The organism is Salinibacterium sp. ZJ70 (genome assembly GCF_011751865.2).
Lineage (GTDB): Bacteria > Actinomycetota > Actinomycetes > Actinomycetales > Microbacteriaceae > Homoserinibacter.
The window spans coordinates 2,548,320-2,566,057 of the sequence record NZ_CP061770.1; the positions used below are offsets into that span (position 1 = coordinate 2,548,320).

Annotated in this window: 18 protein-coding genes; 3 read left to right on the forward strand and 15 right to left on the reverse strand. The window is 70.9% G+C overall.

Annotated elements, in window-relative coordinates; translation table 11 throughout:
• Window positions 1-6 precede the first annotated feature (6 nt).
• Both HCR12_RS12090 and ubiE read right to left on the reverse strand, forming a co-directional pair.
• Window positions 7-1,068 (reverse strand): polyprenyl synthetase family protein, encoded by a 1,062-nt coding sequence (locus HCR12_RS12090; protein ID WP_166866763.1) that lies wholly within the window; start codon window positions 1,066-1,068, stop codon window positions 7-9.
• Between the two features lie 17 nt (window positions 1,069-1,085).
• Entirely contained in the window at window positions 1,086-1,823 is a 738-nt protein-coding gene (gene ubiE / locus HCR12_RS12095; RefSeq protein ID WP_166867443.1) for a bifunctional demethylmenaquinone methyltransferase/2-methoxy-6-polyprenyl-1,4-benzoquinol methylase UbiE, read from the reverse strand.
• 100 nt (window positions 1,824-1,923) lie between these two features.
• Between ubiE and HCR12_RS12100 the strand changes: the two genes are divergently transcribed.
• Window positions 1,924-3,186, forward strand: a complete 1,263-nt coding sequence (locus HCR12_RS12100) for an isochorismate synthase (RefSeq protein ID WP_224763482.1) — start codon at window positions 1,924-1,926, stop codon at window positions 3,184-3,186.
• Between the two features lie 36 nt (window positions 3,187-3,222).
• On the opposite strand, the gene HCR12_RS12105 is transcribed toward HCR12_RS12100, so the two are convergent.
• Genes HCR12_RS12105 through HCR12_RS12115 form a run of 3 tightly spaced genes read right to left on the reverse strand, consistent with a single transcriptional unit; the run spans window position 3,223 to window position 6,130 of the window.
• Complete coding sequence (locus HCR12_RS12105) at window positions 3,223-4,056, reverse strand: PPK2 family polyphosphate kinase (protein ID WP_224763484.1); 834 nt, start codon at window positions 4,054-4,056, stop codon at window positions 3,223-3,225.
• A 24-nt stretch (window positions 4,057-4,080) separates the two neighbouring features.
• A complete protein-coding gene (menD, locus tag HCR12_RS12110; protein ID WP_224763485.1) occupies window positions 4,081-5,754 on the reverse strand; it encodes a 2-succinyl-5-enolpyruvyl-6-hydroxy-3-cyclohexene-1-carboxylic-acid synthase in 1,674 nt (557 codons plus the stop codon).
• A gap of 1 nt (window position 5,755) precedes the next feature.
• A complete protein-coding gene (locus tag HCR12_RS12115; protein ID WP_166866765.1) occupies window positions 5,756-6,130 on the reverse strand; it encodes a PLDc N-terminal domain-containing protein in 375 nt (124 codons plus the stop codon).
• A 54-nt stretch (window positions 6,131-6,184) separates the two neighbouring features.
• On the opposite strand from HCR12_RS12115, the gene HCR12_RS12120 reads away from it, so the two are divergent.
• Window positions 6,185-6,448 carry a DUF4229 domain-containing protein gene (locus HCR12_RS12120; RefSeq protein ID WP_166866766.1) on the forward strand — a complete coding sequence of 88 codons (264 nt, stop codon included), beginning with the start codon at window positions 6,185-6,187 and terminating at the stop codon, window positions 6,446-6,448.
• Here HCR12_RS12120 and HCR12_RS12125 read toward each other — a convergent pair.
• From HCR12_RS12125 to HCR12_RS12140, 4 genes are all read right to left on the reverse strand, one after another.
• The gene (locus HCR12_RS12125; protein WP_166867452.1) at window positions 6,445-7,428 is read right to left on the reverse strand and encodes a 1,4-dihydroxy-2-naphthoate polyprenyltransferase; all 984 of its coding nucleotides are present in this window, start codon (window positions 7,426-7,428) and stop codon (window positions 6,445-6,447) included. The genes HCR12_RS12120 and HCR12_RS12125 overlap by 4 nt on opposite strands.
• A gap of 107 nt (window positions 7,429-7,535) precedes the next feature.
• Window positions 7,536-8,669, reverse strand: coding sequence for an AMP-binding protein (locus tag HCR12_RS12130; RefSeq protein ID WP_166866769.1), 1,134 nt, complete (start codon window positions 8,667-8,669; stop codon window positions 7,536-7,538).
• Window positions 8,670-8,673: 4 nt separating this feature from the next.
• Entirely contained in the window at window positions 8,674-9,561 is an 888-nt protein-coding gene (locus tag HCR12_RS12135) for a 1,4-dihydroxy-2-naphthoyl-CoA synthase (RefSeq protein ID WP_166866771.1), read from the reverse strand.
• The gene (locus HCR12_RS12140; protein WP_166866773.1) at window positions 9,558-9,905 is read right to left on the reverse strand and encodes a hypothetical protein; all 348 of its coding nucleotides are present in this window, start codon (window positions 9,903-9,905) and stop codon (window positions 9,558-9,560) included. Before HCR12_RS12140 ends, HCR12_RS12135 begins: the two co-directional genes overlap by 4 nt.
• A 40-nt stretch (window positions 9,906-9,945) precedes the next feature.
• Between HCR12_RS12140 and HCR12_RS12145 the strand changes: the two genes are divergently transcribed.
• Window positions 9,946-10,929, forward strand: coding sequence for an o-succinylbenzoate synthase (locus HCR12_RS12145; RefSeq protein ID WP_166866775.1), 984 nt, complete (start codon window positions 9,946-9,948; stop codon window positions 10,927-10,929).
• 9 nt (window positions 10,930-10,938) lie between these two features.
• On the opposite strand, the gene ccsB is transcribed toward HCR12_RS12145, so the two are convergent.
• The 6 genes from ccsB to HCR12_RS12175 are packed head-to-tail and all read right to left on the reverse strand — an operon-like array spanning window position 10,939 to window position 17,728.
• Window positions 10,939-11,811 (reverse strand): c-type cytochrome biogenesis protein CcsB, encoded by an 873-nt coding sequence (gene ccsB, locus HCR12_RS12150; protein ID WP_224763493.1) that lies wholly within the window; start codon window positions 11,809-11,811, stop codon window positions 10,939-10,941.
• Window positions 11,808-13,445, reverse strand: coding sequence for a cytochrome c biogenesis protein ResB (resB, locus tag HCR12_RS12155; protein WP_224763495.1), 1,638 nt, complete (start codon window positions 13,443-13,445; stop codon window positions 11,808-11,810). Before resB ends, ccsB begins: the two co-directional genes overlap by 4 nt.
• A complete protein-coding gene (locus tag HCR12_RS12160; protein WP_166866777.1) occupies window positions 13,423-14,157 on the reverse strand; it encodes a cytochrome c biogenesis CcdA family protein in 735 nt (244 codons plus the stop codon). The genes resB and HCR12_RS12160 overlap by 23 nt, the downstream gene beginning before the upstream one ends.
• Window position 14,158: 1 nt before the next feature.
• Window positions 14,159-14,782, reverse strand: a complete 624-nt coding sequence (locus tag HCR12_RS12165) for a TlpA family protein disulfide reductase (protein ID WP_166866779.1) — start codon at window positions 14,780-14,782, stop codon at window positions 14,159-14,161.
• Window positions 14,779-15,408 carry a histidine phosphatase family protein gene (locus HCR12_RS12170; RefSeq protein WP_166866781.1) on the reverse strand — a complete coding sequence of 210 codons (630 nt, stop codon included), beginning with the start codon at window positions 15,406-15,408 and terminating at the stop codon, window positions 14,779-14,781. The genes HCR12_RS12165 and HCR12_RS12170 overlap by 4 nt, the downstream gene beginning before the upstream one ends.
• A 34-nt stretch (window positions 15,409-15,442) precedes the next feature.
• Window positions 15,443-17,728, reverse strand: coding sequence for an LLM class flavin-dependent oxidoreductase (locus tag HCR12_RS12175; RefSeq protein WP_166866784.1), 2,286 nt, complete (start codon window positions 17,726-17,728; stop codon window positions 15,443-15,445).
• Window positions 17,729-17,738: the final 10 nt, after the last annotated feature.

The window sequence follows — 17,738 nt, forward strand, 5'->3', positions numbered from 1 at the left end:
GGTGGGTCAGGCGGATCGCTGGACGATCGCCTCGGCGAAACGGGTGAGGGCCTTCTTGACCGGGCCTTCGGGCAGCGGCGCGAGCGCGGCGATGGCTTCATCCGACCAGCGGCGGGCCTCGGCGAGCGTCTCGGCCGTGACGGCGTGCTCGCGCAGCTCGCGCACGGCGGCGGTGAACAGCGCGGGGTCGGCGTCGGCTGCGGATGCGGTCTCGAGTCGGTCGAGGAGCGCGGCGGCCGCCTCATCCGTCTCGGCGAGACGGCGCAGGTACAGCAGCGGCAGCGTGGGCACGCCCGCACGCAGGTCGGTGCCTGCGGACTTGCCGGTCTCCTCGATCGCCGAGGAGAGGTCGATGACGTCGTCGACCAGCTGGAAGGCGACGCCGATCCGCTCTCCGTAGAGCTCGACGGGGGTGCGGTACTCCTCGGGCGCGTTCGAGAAGATGACGCCCGTGATCGCGGCGGCGGCGATGAGCGAGCCGGTCTTGTCGGCGAGCACATCGAGGTAGTGCTCGATGGGGTCGTCGCCCTCCTTGGGGCCGACCGTCTCGTGCAGCTGGCCGAGGCAGAGGCGCTCGAAGACGTCGGCCTGGAGTGTGAGGGCGCGGTCGCCGAGGCTCGCGATGAGCTTCGAACCGCGCGCGAACATGAGATCGCCGGTCAGGATCGCGACCGAGTTGCCCCACACCGTCTGTGCGCTCGGCACTCCGCGGCGCATGTGGGCGTCGTCCATGACGTCGTCGTGGTACAGCGAGGCGACGTGCGTGATCTCGATGGCCTGCGCCGCCGTGATGACGTCGGGGTTGATGCCCTCGCCGAGCTGCGCCGTGAGCAGCGCGAGCACGGGGCGCACGCGCTTGCCGCCGGCGTCCATGAGGTAGCGGCTGGTGGCATCCGCGATGTCGTCGGCGAACATCAGCTGCGCGGAGAGCCCGGCCTCGACCTTCTCGAGGCCGTCCTCGATGGCGCGGGCGAAGCTGCGCTCCTCACTCGAGGCGAACAGCGTCTCACCGAGGCCCAGCGTGGCGCTGAGCGTGCGTCGGCGAGTGATGGATGAGGTCGAGGTCACGGGGTGTGTGTCCTGATTCAGGTGGAGGGCTTGCGGGTCGCGCGCCGTCGGGCGGCCGACGCCCGCACAGCGGGGTCGATCGGCTTCCGGCCGCGATGGAGCGCCACAACGCCTCCGGTGAGGTTGCGGTGGGCGACGCGAGTGAAGCCGGCGCCGCGGATCCACTTGCTGAGGGTCGACTGGTCGGGCCACTGCTGGATCGACTCGACGAGGTACGTGTAGGCGTCGGGGTTGGAGCTCGCGAGCTTCGCGACGAGCGGCATCGCGATCTTGAGGTACGCGTCGTAGCCGGTGCGCATCACGAAGTTGGTGGGGTGCGAGAACTCGCAGATCACGAGGCGGCCACCGGGCTTGAGCACGCGGTACATCTCGCTGAGGGCGACGAGCGGACGGTTGACGTTGCGCAGCCCGAAGCTGATGGTGACGGCGTCGAACTCCTCGTCGCCGAACGGCAGGCGCTCCGCGTCGGCTTCGATGAACTCGATGCCGGGCTGACGGCGGCGGCCTTCTTCGATCATCCCGGGAGAGAAGTCGACGGCCACGACCGTGGCGCCCGACTTCGCGATCGCCGCGGACGATGTGCCGGTTCCCGCGGCGACGTCGAGGATGCGCTCGCCCGGCTGCGGGTCGATCGCCTTCACCGTGGCGATGCGCCACAGGATCGAGTTGCCCACCGACAGAAGGTCGTTCGTGCGGTCGTATCCGCGCGCGACGTCGCTGAACATGCCGGACACCTCGTCCGGCTTCTTCTCCATGTCCGCCTTGTTCACCACGCCCATCCTACTGAGGCAGGATGCCGCGCGGGGCGGGCCCTTCGACTCTTCGCGGTCTGGACCTCCGTCCTAAGGTGGGAACGTGACCGCATCCGAGGGTTCGACGCCCCATCTCACCGCCCGCACCCGCGCGGTGGAGTCGGCGCCCTCCCTCATCCCGTACCTCGATGCGGCCTCTCCGCTGCTGTTCGTGCGCCGCGGCGAGGGCGTCGCGGGCATCGGCGAGGCTCTGCGTCTGGAGTTCACGGGCGCGGACCGCATCGCTCAGGCCGCTGACGCCTGGCGCCGCATCTCGGCGGCCGCGGAGATCGACGACCTCGTCGGCCAGGCGGGATCCGGGCTCGTGGCGTTCGGCGCGTTCGCGTTCGCCGAGGATTCGGGCTATGCGAGCACCCTGATCGTGCCGCGCACGATCATCGGGCGCCGCAACGGCGTCTCGTGGATCACGCATGTCTCGGTCGACGGCGATGACACCGCCCCCCTCCAGCCCGTGGCGCGCCCGCTCGGCTCCGAGTTCCGACTCTCGATGCTGCCCGGCACCATCACGGGCGAGCGCTACCGCGAGATCGTCGCCGCCGCCGTCGAGCGCATCCAGGAGGGCGAGCTGCGCAAGGTCGTGCTCGCCCGCGACCTCGTGGGGCGCATGCCCGCCGGCGGCGACATCCGCCGCGTGCTCGTCGATCTCGCGCTCGGCTACCCCGACACCTGGACCTTCGCCGTCGACGGCCACATCGGATCGAGCCCCGAGACGCTCGTGCGTGTGAGCCACGGCAAGGTGTCGGCGCGGGTGCTCGCCGGCAGCATCGCCCGCGGTGCGGATGCGGAGACCGATCAGGCCGCCGCGTTGCGCCTCGCAACCTCCACGAAGGACATCGACGAGCACCGCTACGCCGTGCAGAGCGTGCTCGCGGCGCTCGCCCCGCACGCGGCGGAGGGCGACGGACGCGGCATCGCCTCGAGCGAGATCCCCTTCACCTTGAAGCTCCCGAACCTCTGGCACCTCGCCACCAACATCGAGGGCACGCTGAGCGACAGCTCCTCGGTGCTCGACCTCGCCGCTGCGCTGCATCCCACCGCGGCCGTCGCGGGAACCCCCACCGACGCGGCGACCGCGCTCATCCGCGAGCTCGAGCAGATCGACCGGGGGCGCTACGGCGGACCCGTCGGGTGGGTCGATGCGAACGGCGACGGCAAGTGGGCGCTCTCGCTGCGCTCCGCCGAGATCGACGCCGACGGCGGCATCCGCGCGTTCGCGGGCGCGGGGATCCTCGCGCAGTCCGACCCCGATGCCGAGCTCGCCGAGACGAAGCTCAAGTTCCGCCCCATCGTCGACGCGTTCGCGTAGACCGGCGCCCTCGCGGGCCGTGGTGCGCGCATGCGCTCAGGCGAGCGCGGCGAGCTCCCGACGCTGCTGCTCGACATCGAAGTCGGCGGGAGGCCAGCTCTGCCCGAGCGACGCCAGCGCTTCCACCAGCACCTCTGCGACCGCGAGCCGTGCGAACCACTTGCGATCAGCGGGCACGACATGCCACGGAGCTGACTCGCTCGTGGTGCGCTCCAGGGCGACCTGATACGCCTCCTGGTAGGCGTCCCAGTGGGCGCGCTCGGCGACGTCGGCGGGGTCGAACTTCCAGTGCTTATCCGGGTTGTCGAGCCTCTCGGCGAGCCGCGTGTGCTGCTCATCCCGCGAGATGTGCAGCATGCACTTCACCACGACCGTGCCGGACGCGGCGAGTTCGTCTTCGAAGTCGACGATCTCGCCGTATCGTCGCTCGATCTCCTCCGGCTCGGCGAGCTGTCGCACACGGCCGATCAGCACGTCCTCGTAGTGCGAGCGGTCGAACACGCCGATCAGCCCCGCACCCGGGATCTCGCGGCGGACGCGCCAGAGGAAGTCGTGCTCCAGCTCCTCGTCCGTGGGCTTCGTGAAGGCGCGGATCCGCACCCCCTGCGGGTCGACCGTGCCGACGACGTGTCGCAGGATCCCGCCCTTGCCGGCCGTATCCATCCCCTGCAGCACGAGCAGCACACTCCGCGGATCATGTGCGGCATTGGCGAAGAGCAGCTCCTGCAGCTCACCGAGGGTCTTCTCGACCTCGGCGAGGCGCTTCTCGCCTTCCCGGCGACCTCCCTCGAAACCGGGGGTGGATGCGGGGTCCACGTCTCGCAGGCGGAACCCTGTGCCGATGCGCATCGCTGCGCTGTCGAGAGCCATGGGTCCACGTTAGGGGCGCAGGGCTCAGCGGTCGAGCACGACCTCGATGAGGACGCGGCCGGGTGTCGCGGTGAGGGCGCCGTCGAGCTGACCCGCCTCGGTGACGAGGCGGTGCTCCCACCCGTAGGCGGCGGCGAGGGAGGCCAGATCGACATGCTGCGGCGTGAGCAGCACGCGCTCGACGAGGGCCGGATCCGCGGACTGCGCCACCTCGAGGCCGTCGAAGATCGTGCCGCCGTGGTCGTTGCCCACGATCACCTGCATGCGCGGGGTGTCCTCGCCGGCCCCCCCGAGCAGCGAGCCGACGTCGTGCAGGAGCGTGAGGTCGCCCACGAGAACGCGGGTGACGCCGGGGCGCGTCTCGTCGCGCTGAGAGGCGATCGCGATGCCCGTCGCCGTTGCGATCGTGCCGTCGATGCCCGCGAGGCCGCGGTTGGCGTGCACGCGGATGCGGCGGCCTGCTGCCACCTTGTCGAGCTCGCGAATGAGGCGCGACGCGCCCAGCACGAGCCGGTCGTGCGGCCACGATGACGCCCACACGGCCTCCGCGAGCTGCCTGCGGGTGACGGGCGCACGCATCCGCGCCAGCTGCTCGCGCGCGAAGCGGGCCCGCTCGGCGTAGTCCTTCGTCTCGGTCGTCGAGGACAGCGGGGCAGTGGACTCATCGGCCGCGGCGTCGAGCAGCATCCGCGAGGTGTGCACCCACCGGCGCGCCCACGACGGATCGACGGCGTGGCCCTCCTCGACCTCGACACGGTCGACGATGTGCGCCGCGCGGCGTCCGGGGTTGTAGTCCTCGACACCCGGCGTGCGCACGACGATCGTCTCCACGCCGCGGCGCTCGATGATCGCGGGAACCTCGCGGCTGAGTGTGGGGTGCCCGAAGACGATCACGCGCTCGACGCGGTCGCCGAAGCCCGCGGCACCCAGAAGCTCGCGGTAGGCGGCGACGAGCTGCGGACCGAAGCGCGCGCCGCTCGAGACCTCGGCGAGCAGCGGAGCGCCGAGCTCACGGGCGATGCGCTCGGCATCCTCTCCCGCTCCGGCGCCCGCGACGACGACCGTGCCGGGGCGCGGCGCGAGCACGAGCACGTCGACATCCGCTCTCGGAGTGGGCACCCAGGCGCCGGGCTCGATGTCGGGCAGACGCACGGCCGACGAGAGCGGGTCGCGGAGCGCGAGATTGAGGTGGCGGGGTCCGCGGATGCCGTCGAGCAGCTCGGCGGCGAGCGCATCAGCGGCGGCTTCCTCGACGTCGAGTCCCTCAGGTGCCGGCACGTCCCAGGAGCCCGCGAGGTCGCCGAAGATTCCGGGCTGGCGCGTGGTCTGGTTGGCACCCACGCCGCGCAGCTCCTCGGGCCGGTCGGCCGTGACGATGACGAGCGGAACCCCCGAGTGGGCGGATTCGAGCACCGCGGGGTGCAGGTTGGCGACAGCCGTTCCGGAGGTCGTCACGACGACAGCGGGAATGCCCGACTCGGCGGCGAGCCCGAGGGCGAGGAAACCGGCCGAGCGCTCATCGATGCGCACGTGGAGGTTGACGAGCCCCACCTGCTCGAAGCGTGCGGCGGCGAGGGCGAGCGCCTGCGAGCGCGAACCCGGGCACACCACGATGTCGGTGACGCCGCGGCGCACGAGGCCGGCGAGGAGCGCAACCGAATAGACGCTCGCGGGAGCGTCTCCCGACGGGCGGGTCACCTCAGCGCTTCGGCTTCTCGTCGCCGGCACCCGCATCGGCGTCCGAGTCGTCATCGAGCTCGGAGAGGCGCTTCTCGAGGTCGCGGATGCGCTGCTCCTGCTCCTTATCGTGCGCGATCTTGCGCAGGAACTCGGGGTCGTCGTCGGGGGCGACGGGGGCGCGGTAGCGTGCGGATCCGCGGGGCGTCAGCGGCTCGCGTCCGGCGAAGAACCAGACGATCGGACCGACGATCACGACGAACACCACGATGATGACCCACAGGGGCTTCGGGAGGCCGCGCACCCGAGAGGGGTCGATGCGGATGAGATCCACGAGCGCAGCCACGAGGAGCACTACCGCGAGGATGAACGGAAGGTAGCGGAGCAGGGCGGCCATAGCACCGAGTGTAGGCCGAGCGTATGTGCAGACGCTCGGATCTAGGATGTCCACGTGCCCGCCTGGATCCCGTACACCCTGCTCCGTCTCGCGCTCTTCGGAGGCGTCTTCGCGCTGCTGTGGCTGCTGCGCATCGACTACTGGCTGGCCGCGATCTTCGCTGCGGTCATCAGCCTGACGATCGCGTACATCTTCTTCGCGCCGCTGCACGGTCGCGTCTCCGAGGAGATCGCCGCGAGCCGCCGCCGCACCGCCCCGGAGCCCGAGCGCACCGACGACGAGCGCGGCGAAGACGAGCGCGCTGAGGACCGCGACTAGAACGCGAAGGCGGCGCCCAGCCCCACCTCGAACAGCACCGCGGCGAGCAGCGTGAGCTTGAGCGCCGTGACGTGCTCGCGCGCCGTGCGCGCCGTCAGCACGATGAGAACCGCGGGGGCGGCTGCGAGCAGCGAGAAGTACACGTACGGCGCGTAGTGGTGGAAGATCGCGAAGAACGTGAGCACCAGGTACGGCACCACCATGAGCAGCACGTACAGCACCTTCGACCCGGTGCGTCCGATGCGGACGGCCACGGTGCGCTTGCCGGCGAGCGCATCCTGTTCCCGATCGCGCGTGTTGTTGACGTGCATGACCGCCGCGGCGAAGCATCCCGCGGCGACGCCGCCGAGCCACGCCTCCGCGTTGACGAAGCCGACCTGCACGAACATGGTGCCTGCGGTCGCGACGACGCCGAAGAACACGAACGCCATGACCTCGCCGAGGCCCGCGTATCCGTAGGGTCGCTTGCCGCCCGTGTAGAACCACGCGGCGACGATCGCGACGGCGCCGACGGCGAGCAGCCACCACTGCTCGGTGCGGATGACGAGGATGAGGCCCGCGACGGCGGCGAGGCCGAACGAGACGAGCGCGGCGATGAGCACGTGCTTCGGCTTCGCGCGACCCGAGCCGACGAGCCGAGCGGGACCGACCCGGTAGTCGTCGGTGCCGCGGATGCCGTCGGAGTAGTCGTTGGCGTAGTTGACGCCGATCTGCAGCAGCACCGCCACGGCGAGGCACAGGAGCGCGCGCACCCAGTGATGCGTCCAGTCGGGCATGTGCAGCGCCGCGGCACCCGTGCCGAGCGCGACGGGACCGAGGGCGAGGGCGAGGGTCTGGGGGCGCGCGGCGGCGATCCAGGTGCCGAGCGTCGCGGGCTTCACCTGAGCGGGCCGCTGACGGCCTCCGGAGCGACCGGCTGAGGCCTTCTTCCCGTTCTTCGTCGCGCTGGACGACTTCTTCGCCCCCGAGCCGCTCGACACGGGTCCGCTGACAGCGGCCCCCTGGCCGCGATCGGCTGACTTCGCGCTCTTCGCGCGCTCGAGGGAACGGGGATCGAACCGCTGCTGCTTGGCCACGAACAGGAAGCCTAGTGACCTTCGCCGGACGTCGCGATCAGCGTGATCGCGCGTCGGTCCGGCTTGCCGCTCGCGAGCCGTGGAAGGGCGTCGACGCGGATGACGCGCGCGGGGCGCGCGACCGGTCCGAGGCGTTCGGCGACGGCTGCGATGGCCGCATCGTCATCGGTCTCGGGCCCCGCGGCGACGGCCACCGGGCGCTCACCCCACCGCTCATCGGGGACCGCGACGACCACGACCTCCTCGAACCCCGGGTGCCGAGCAAGCGCCTCCTCGATCGCGCCGAGCGCGACCTTGACGCCCCCCGAGACGAGCACATCGTCGCGTCGGCCGACCACGCGCAGCACGTCGTCGGCGAACTCCCCCGCATCCGCCGTGCGGAACCAGCGGGTTCCGTCGGCCTCCACGAAGCGCTCGGAGGTGAGCTGCTCATCGTCGAGGTAGCCCTCCGCGAGTGTGGGCCCAGCCAGGCGCACCTCGCCGTCGACGATCGCGACGCGGGTGCCCCCGAGCGGCACCCCGTCGTACACGCAGCCGCCCGCCGTCTCGCTCGAGCCGTAGCTGCGCACGACGTGCACGCCCGCCTCGCGCGCGCGGTCGAGGAGCGCGCGCGGGGTCGACTGCCCGCCCACGAGCACCGCCTGGAAGGTGCGCAACGCGTCACGCGCGGGGGCATCCTCGAGCAGCATGGCCAGCTGCGCGGGCACGAGCGCGGTGGCGCGATCGAGGGACGAGAGCCGCGCCGTCGCGTCGACGAAGCCCTGCACCGTGAAGCGCTCCCCCGTGACCGCGACCGGCTCCGTCTCGGCGCACAGCGAACGCGCGAGCACATTGAGGCCCGCGATGTAGTTCACCGGCAGCGCGAGCACCCACTGCGCGGGCCCGCCGAGCGCCGACTCGCTCGCCGCGGCGGACGCGAGCACCGCATCCGTCGACAGCACGACGCGCTTCGGGCGACCGGTGGAGCCGCTCGTCTCGACGATCAGGCCCGTGCGCTGCGGCACCCGCTCCGGCAGCGGCTCGGCACTCGCCCCCGCAGCCCCCGAGGCGACGAACAGCGCGTCACCACCCGCGAACGCCCGGTGCAGCGCCTCCAGCACCGCCTGATGACCGGCGGATGCGGGAAGTCGCGCGAGCGTCTTCATCTGCTCAGAAGTGCCAGGGGTACGGCGCCCAGTCGGGGTCGCGCTTCTCGAGGAAGGAATCGCGGCCCTCGGCCGCCTCATCCGTGCCGTACGCGAGCCGGGTGGCCTCGCCCGCGAAGACCTGCTGACCGACGAGCCCATCGTCGACCGCGTTCATCGCGAACTTGAGCATGCGGATCGCGGTGGGGCTCTTGCCGAGGATCGTGTTCGCCCACTCGACCCCGACCTTCTCGAGGTCGGCGTGCGGCACCACGGCGTTGACGGCACCCATCTCATGGGCGCGCTGCGCGTCGTACTCCTCGGCGAGGAAGAACACCTCGCGCGCGAACTTCTGGCCCACCTGGCGGGCGAAGTACGCGCTGCCGTAGCCGGCGTCGAAAGACCCGACATCCGCATCCGTCTGCTTGAAGCGCGCGTGCTCGCGGCTCGCGATCGTGAGGTCGCAGACGACGTGCAGCGAGTGGCCGCCGCCCGCCGCCCAGCCGGGGACGAGCGCGATGACGACCTTCGGCATGAAGCGGATGAGGCGCTGCACCTCGAGGATGTGGAGGCGGCCGGCGTCTCCGGGCTCACCCTCGCGGTACTCGTAGCCCGCCTTGCCGCGGATGCGCTGGTCGCCGCCCGAGCTGAACGCCCAGCCGCCGTCCTTCGGGCTCGGGCCGTTGCCGGTGAGCAGCACGACGCCCACCTTCGGGTTCTGTCGCGCGTGATCGAGCGTGCGCGCGAGCTCATCGACCGTCTGGGGGCGGAAGGCGTTGCGCACCTCGGGTCGGTTGAACGCGATGCGCGCGATGCGGCCGGTCGTGTCGAGGTGGTAGGTCACATCCCCGAGCTGCTCGAAGCCGGGCACCTCGCGCCACACGGCGGGGTCGAAGATCTCCGAGACGGTCACAGGGCCCCCAGCCAGCTGAGCAGAAGAAGAACGAGAACGGGATTCAGCAGCACCCCGACGGTGATCGCGGCGATTCCCCAGCCGCGACCGAAGTCGCCGATCGTGGCGATGAGCCCCGCGACGATGGCGATGGCGCTCAGCAGGATCGCCGAGATCGTGAGCCCCATCCCGAACTCGAAGCTCCCCGCGGAGAGGAGCGCGAGCCCCGCCGCCCACGAGAACACCATGAGGATCGCGACGCCGCCGGCGAGTCCGCCGGGCCAGCGCGGTCGGCGTTTCGGCGCAGCGACCTGCGCGGGGTCGATGCCCTGCGCCTCGTCGAAGATCTTCAGGCCGTCCGTCACCCCTCCACCCTATCCGCGCGCGCTGAGGGAGGATGAGGGCATGACCCCGGAGATCGATGAGGTTCTCGCCGCCGCGCACGTCGTGCGCCTGCCGATGTCGACCCGCTTCCGCGGTGTCACCGAGCGGGAGGCGATGCTCATCGAGGGACCCCACGGGTGGGCCGAGTTCTCGCCGTTCCTCGAATATGACGCCGCCGAGTCCGCCGCGTGGCTCGCGGCCGCGATCGACCACGCGTGGGGCGAGCCGGTGCCGGTCGCCCGCGAGAGCGTGCCGGTGAACGCGACCCTGCCGACGGTGCCGATCGCCCGCATCGCAGAGGTGCTCGCGCGCTACGGGGCGGTGCGCACCGTGAAGGTGAAGGTCGCGGATCCGGCGGAGACCCTCGACGCCGACGTCGCCCGGGTGCGCGAGGTGCGCCGGATCCTGGGGCCGGAGGGACGCATCCGGGTGGATGCGAACGGCGGATGGAACCTGGACCAGGCGGAGCACGCGGCGCACGCGCTCGCCCCCTTCGATCTCGAGTACCTCGAGCAGCCGTGTGCGACCGTGCCCGAGCTCGCCGAGCTGCGGGAGCGGCTGCGGGATTGGCAGCTGCCGATCGCGGCCGACGAGAGCGTGCGCAAGGCGGAGGATCCGATCGCGGTCGCGCGGGCGGGCGCCGCCGACCTCATCGTCGTGAAGGTGCAGCCGCTCGGCGGTGTGCGCCGGGCGCTCCGGATCGTCGCCGAGGCGGGACTGCCCGCGGTCGTGTCGAGCGCTCTCGACACCTCGGTCGGGCTCGCGATGGGCGCCCGGCTCGCTGCGGCACTCCCCGAGCTCGACTTCGACTGCGGTCTCGGCACGGCCGCGCTCTTCACCGCCGAGGTGACGCGCGAGCCGCTCGTCCCCCGAGACGGCGCCATCCCGGTGCGCGACGTCGTGCCGGATGCGGCGCTGCTGCGGGAGCACGCGGCCGAACCCGAGCGTCGCGCCTGGTGGCACGCGCGGGCACGCGCCGCCTATGCGGAGCTCACGCGGGCATAGACCCTGGGCTCAGAGGCCCGAGTAGGAGTGCAGGCCCTTGAAGAACAGGTTGACGATCGTGAAGTTGAACAGCACGGCCGCGAAGCCGATGATCGACAGCCAGGCCGAGCGGGCCCCCCGCCATCCGCGCGTCGCGCGAGCGTGGATGTACCCCGCGTAGACGACCCAGATGATGAAGGTCCAGACCTCCTTGGTGTCCCAGCCCCAGTAGCGACCCCACGCGAACTGCGCCCAGATGGCGCCCGCGATGAGGGTGAAGGTCCAGAAGGCGAAGCCGACGACGTTGACCCAGTACGACGTGTTCTCGAGGTTCGTCGAGCTGGGGAAGCGGCTGAGGAAGCGCATCGTGTCGGCGCCCTTGCGCTCGCGGCGCTCCTGCAGGAGCTGCGCGATCGCGATGCCCGCACCGACGCCGAAGAAGCCCGTTCCGAGCGTCGCCACGAACACGTGCACGATGAGCCAGCCCGACTGGAGGGGCGGCGGCAACGGCACGACGTCGACGTACACGTTGAGCGCGGCGAGCATGAGCAGCAGGGCGACGAGACCCGTGATGTACGCGTTCAGGTAGCGCACGTTCCGCCAGATGTTGACGAGCAGATAGACGCCCACCATGACGGCAGTTCCCGTGACGGCGAACTCGAACATGTTGGCCCAGGGCGCGCGACCGGCGGCGACACCGCGCAGCACGACCGCGAGCACGTGCACGATGAAGCCGAGGATCGTGAGCGCGAACGCGACGCGACCCGCCGTGCTCGACCGCTCGAGCTCCAGGCCCCGCCCGTGACGAGCGAGGTCGAGCATCGAGACGATGAACGCGATGACGTAGATGACGCCGGCGGAGTAGACGGCGAGCAGCGAATACGCGGCGAGGGTGTCAGTCACTTCTCAATCCTACGTTCGAGCTTCTCGGTGTGCTTTCGGGCGAGGTCGGCGACCGCGTCCGCGAGGGTGGGATCCTCTCCGCGGGCGAGTCCGGCGTACTCGATGCGGGCGCCGTCGTCATCCGCGATGACCTTGATCCACATGCGTCGACGCGGGATGAAGAGGCCCACCATGAGCCCGCCGAGGATGAGGATCGCGAACGCGAGCACCCACGTCTCGGTCGTGTCGTGGTGGAAGTCGACACTCGCGAAGCGACGCAGCTCGGTGAACTCGATCGTGCCGAGGCCGTTCGGCAGATCGACGGTGTCGCCGACGCGCATCTCGAGCGAGGCGGCGTCGGCCTTGGGGCCAGCGATCTGCTCGAGCGAGTCGGTGTCGAGCGAGAACGCGTTCACCGAGACGCCCTCGTCGAGCCCCAGGTCGCCCGTCCACACCGTGAGCGTGAGCAGGGAGTTGTCGCCCGAGTAGGGCGAGATCGACGTGTACGTGTGATCGACGAGCTGCACGGGATCCGGGTAGAAGAAGCCCATCATCCCGATCTGCTCGTCGAGGCCGTCGGGCACCTTGATGACGCCGCGGCTGCGGAGGTTGTTGTCCATCGGCAGGAACGCCACCGGCCCCGTGAACACGGCCTCGCCTTCCGCGTCACGCACCGTGACGACGGGCGCATAGCCGTTGCCGAGCAGGTACATGTTCATGCCGCCGACCTGCAGCGGGTGGTTGACCTTGAGGTCGGCCGCGGTCCAGTCGCCGCCCGGTTCGCGCGTCGACAGGTGCGCCGTGAAGTCGACCGGCTGATGCGCGCCCGACTTCGGATCCAGTTCGAAGACGCCCTCGAAGTCGTCCAGACGCACCGAGAACGGCTGGAGCGCGTCCTCGCTGAAGAAGCGGCCGGGGTTGAACGAGTCGTAGCCGGCGAGCGTGTTGGTGAAGGCCGTGCCCTGCACGATCACCTTCTGGCCGTGGTAGCCGAATCCGCTGCCGATGCCGACCGCCACGAGCACGCCCACGAGCGCCGCGTGGAAGATGAGGTTGCCGGTCTCGCGCAGGTAGCCGCGCTCCGCCGAGATGGAGTCGCCGTAGCGCTCGACACGGTAGCCGAGGCCCTTGAGGGTGGAACGGGCCTCCGCGACGGCGGTCTCGACATCCGCGTCGGTGCGGCGCTCGGTGAAGCCGACGAGCCGCGACAGGCGCGCGGGGGTCTTCGGCGGGCGCGAACGCAGCGCGTCGAGGTGATGCTTCGTGCGAGGCAGGATGCAGCCGACGAGCGAGATGAACAGCAGCAGGTAGATGGCCGAGAACCACGGCGAGCTGAACGTCGAGAAGACGCCGAGCGCGTCGAGGATCTCGAACGCCTCCGGGTTCTCACGCTCGTACTGGAGCACGCCGTTCGGGTCGGAGGAGCGCTGCGGCACGAGCGAACCGGGCACGGCGCCGAGGGCGAGCATGAGCAGCAGCACGAGCGCGGTGCGCATGCTCGTGAGCTGACGCCAGGCGAAGCGCAGGCTGCCGACGAAGCCGAGCTTCGGCTGCGTGACGCCCTCGTCGCGGGCAGGCTGCGCCGCGTCGAAGTGATCCGACGGACGCAGCGGGTCCGACGAGGCCGACGTGTCAGAGCGGGGTGCTGAAGCCACCGATCACCATCCCGAGGTTCGACATGAGGACGCCCCAGAGGCCAGAGACCATGAGAGCGCCGATGAGGACGAGGAGCGCGCCGCCCACGATGTTGATGGCGCGGATGTTGCGGCGCACCCATCCGAGGCTCGAGCCGACCCAGCCGAAGCCGAGAGCGACGAGCACGAACGGGATGCCGAGGCCGATGCAGTAGCCGAGGCCGATGAGCGCGGCGCGGCCCGGATCGCCGCCGAAGCCCGCGAGGAAGCCGACGGCCGTGAGAGTCGGGCTGATGCAGGGAGTCCAGCCGAGCGCGAAGACGATGCCCAGCAGCGGCGCGCCGATGAGCCCGGTGCGCGGGCGCCAGGCGGGCTTCACATTGCGCTGCAGCACCGTCACCTGGCCGATGAACACGAGCCCCATGGCGATGATGAGCGCACCGCCGATGCGCATGAGGAGGTCGTCGTACTGCAGCAGGAAACGGCCAGCAGTGCCCGCGAGCACGAACACCGCCATGAACACGAGTGAGAACCCGGCGACGAACAGCAGCGCGCCGAGCGTCATCCGACTGCGCGACTTCTCGCGGCCGTCGGTCACCCCCGACACGTATCCGAGGTATCCCGGCACGAGCGGCAGAACGCACGGCGACAGGAACGACAGCAGCCCTGCGGCGAGCGCGATCGGCACCGCGAGCCACAGCCCGCCGCTCACGACGATCTCGCCGGGGTTCACGTCAGGCCTTCTCGGCGAGAAGCTCGTCGACGATCTCGGTGATGACGCTCGGGCTCGTGATGAGGCCGCTGAAGCGCGCCGCGACGCGGCCCTGCTTGTCGAGGATGAGCGTCGTCGGCACGCCGTTCTGGTTGAGCTTGCCGCCCGCGAACGCGAGCTGCACGTCGTTCGTGTCGGCGTCGATGAGCGACGGGTAGGTGACGCTGTTCTCGCGAGCGAAGGTGAGCGCGGTGTCGGCGGAGTCGTAGACGTTGACGCCCACCATGGTCACGTCGGCGTCGAGGTAGGTCTGGTGGATCTCCTCGAGATCCGGCGCCTCGATGCGGCACGGGGGGCACGCGGCGTACCAGAAGTTGACGATCACGACCTGGCCGCGCACATCCTCCGATGAGAACTGCTCGCCCGTGTCGAGCGGGCCGGCGAAGTCGACGGGGGCTTCACGCGAGTCGGCGGTGAGGCTGATGAGGCGACCATCGCCCGAGATGTAGTCGCCGGATCCCGACTCGTAGACGTCGGTGAGGTGGCTCGCCTGCGACGTGCAGCCACTCAGAACGAGGGCCGTCGCGATCGCGGGGACGATGAGGCGCGCGCCGAAGCGGCGGGCGGGTGTGGTGCGGGCGGTCACACTGCTCCCAGGTCGATGGATTGCGCCAACAACTCTGCCGCAGGTTCCTGATAGTCCACCTCGACGAACTTCCCGTCGCGCAACGCGAGGGTCGTGATGCTCGACAGCGAGCAGCGGCGCTCTCGCGGATCGTGGGCGAGACGCTTGCCCTGCACCGTGCGGGCGACCATCCAGATCGGCAGCTGGTGACTCACGATGACCGCCTCGCCGTGGTCGGTCGAGCGGTGGATGTCGGCGACGGCCTCCATCATCCGGGCGCGGATCGACACGAACGGCTCACCCCACGTGGGACGCCACGGCCCCACGAGGTACGGCCAGTTGCGGGGCTGACGGATGCCGCGACGGATGTTCGTGCCCTCGAAGCGGTTGCGCGGCTCGATGAGGCGCTCGTCGATGCTCACATCGAGGTCGAAGACACTCCCCCACGGGGCCGCGGATTCGCGCGTGCGCTGCAGAGGGCTCGCCGTCACCGTGGTGATCTGTCGCCCCGCGAGCGATTCGGCGGAGAGCAGCGCCATCCGGTGTCCGAGTTCCGAGAGGCCGTAGCCGGGCAGCCGACCGTAGAGGATGCGATCGGGGTTGTGGACTTCGCCGTGGCGAACGAGATGGACGAGATCGGCGGGCACGCGGCCAGTCTAGGAGCGCCGCCCCCGCTGCCGCTCAGCGCACGGCGTCGCGCTCTGCATCCCGGAGGATCGCGAAGTTGTCCCGGAAGAGACCGTAGGGATCCACGCGCTGCTTGAGCGCGCGGAGACGCTCGAGGGTCGCGGGCGGGAAGGCCCGCTCCACACGGTCGCCTCTCGCGTCGGATTCGAAGCTCAGGTAGACGCCCAGCACGTGGCTCTCGAGGGCGTCCCAGGCGTCATTGAGCCACGTCCCGTCCGACCCCATCGCCACGAGCGAGAAGTTCGCCGTGCGATGCGCCCACGCCGTCGCATCCTCTGGCACGTCCGCCACCGCCCCGCCGAGCGCACGCACCTGGAAGAACTGCACCCGGCCGCTGGTGAGCATGGCTGCGAGTTCGTGCGCGAGCGCGGGGGTGAGGTGCTCGACGAGCCCGCCGCGCGACGCGGGACTCCCCTGACCACCGTGGGGCCCGTCGGCCGCATTCGCGATGACGGCCGAGTACGGCGCGAGCTGCACCGACTGGTCCACGAGCGGAGCGAGCTGCGCGAAGGGCTGGAGTCGCTCGAGGATCGTCTCCGGATCGTCGGAGTCGACGACGAGGAGTGCCTGGGCGAACATGCGCCCGCCACGCGGGGCTCCGAGGATGACCTCGCCCGAGACATCCCGCGGCGCCGACTCGAGCACCTCGCCCCACGCCGTGAGGAAAGCGGCGGTGTCGCTCGCGTCGAAGACGAGCTGCGCCCAGCCGATGTCCCCGGCTGGGGACGCCTCGAACTCGAACGCCGTCACGATTCCCAGATTGGCGCCCGCGCCGCGGACCCCCCAGAAGAGCTCGGGGTCGTCCTCGGCATCGACGCGCACCGTCCGCCCGTCGGCGAGCACGAGCTCGGCGGCGCGCATCCGGTCGATCGTGAGGCCGTGCTCACGGGCGAAGTAGCCGACGCCTCCGGCTGTCGCGAGCCCGCCCACCCCGACCCCGCCGTAGTCGCCTGAGGAGATCACCCAGCCGTGAGGGGCGAGTGCCGCCGCGACCTCCTGCCACCGCGCGCCCGGGCCGACGCGCACCAGGCGCCGCTGCTCATCGAGCACCTCGATGTCGTCGAGCGCGCCGACGTCGATCACGAGTCCTCCGTCGTTCGTCGAGCGGCCGCTGATGCCGTGACCGCCGCTGCGGATTCCGAGAGGCAGATCTCGGTGGCGACGCGCGAACGCGACCGCCTCGACGACCTCCTCGACGGTGCGCGGCCGCAGCACGAGTCCCGGGGAACCTCCCCGCAGATACCCCGAGCGCACCTTCGCGTACTCCCGGTCGCCGGGCTCGACCGCGTTCGCGGCGAGGGCGGCGGGAACCTCGTCGTAGGCGATCCCGTCACGACGGGCGGCGAGCGCCGCCGTCGATCGGATGCGCGAGACGGTCCGCGTGCCGCGTTCTCCGCGTTCGCGCTCGACGCGCTCGCGCAGATCGGGCGCCACCTCCTCGGCGAACTGCCGCAGCGCCGCCGGGTCGTCGGTCGCGAGGATGAGCGTGCTCGCCCCGTCGTCGAGCACGAGCGGAAGCAGATCCTCGACCCACTGCTCGGGCGTGCCCTGCAGGAACCCGCTCGACTCGCGCTGGAAGCGCCCCCCGATGTTGAGCATGCGCCGGATCTCGCGCGGATCGCGTCCCGCCTCCTGCGCCGCCTCGTCGATGACGGTGTTGCCCCGGGCGTAGCCGCCGGGTTCGAGATACGCCAGGCTCGGGAGCCACCCGTCTGCTCGTCGGCCGATGAGTCGGAGCATGCGGGGCTTGAGCGCGCCGATCCAGATGGGGATCTCGTGCGCGGGAGCGGGGCCGCGCTTCGCACCGTCGACGGCATAGTGCTCGCCGTCGACGTGCACTCCGCCGCGCTCGTCGACGTCCCAGATCGCCCGGATGAGCTCGATCGCCTCCTCGAGTGCCGCAACGGCCTCGCCGGGGGTGCGTCGCGGTCCCCCCATCGCCGCCACGGCGTCGGGGAAGCCCCCGGAACCGAGGCCGAGAGCGACCCGACCATCCGAGAGCAGGTCGAGGCTCGCGGCCGATCTCGCGAGGACGGCGGGCGGCCGCAGGGGCAGGTTGTGCACGTTCGCCGCGATCTCGATGCGCGAGGTGCGCGCCGCGACCCAGCTCATGAGCGTCCACGTGTCGAGGAACGCCGGCTGGTACGGGTGGTCCTGGAAGGTCACCAGGTCGAAGCCGAGCTGTTCGCTCAGCTGCGCGAGCGCGACGGGCGCGTCGGGGCGCACGGCGGAGGGCGTGATGAATGTTCCGAAGCGAAGGGGGTGGCCGTAGTCGGGCATGCCCCCAGCC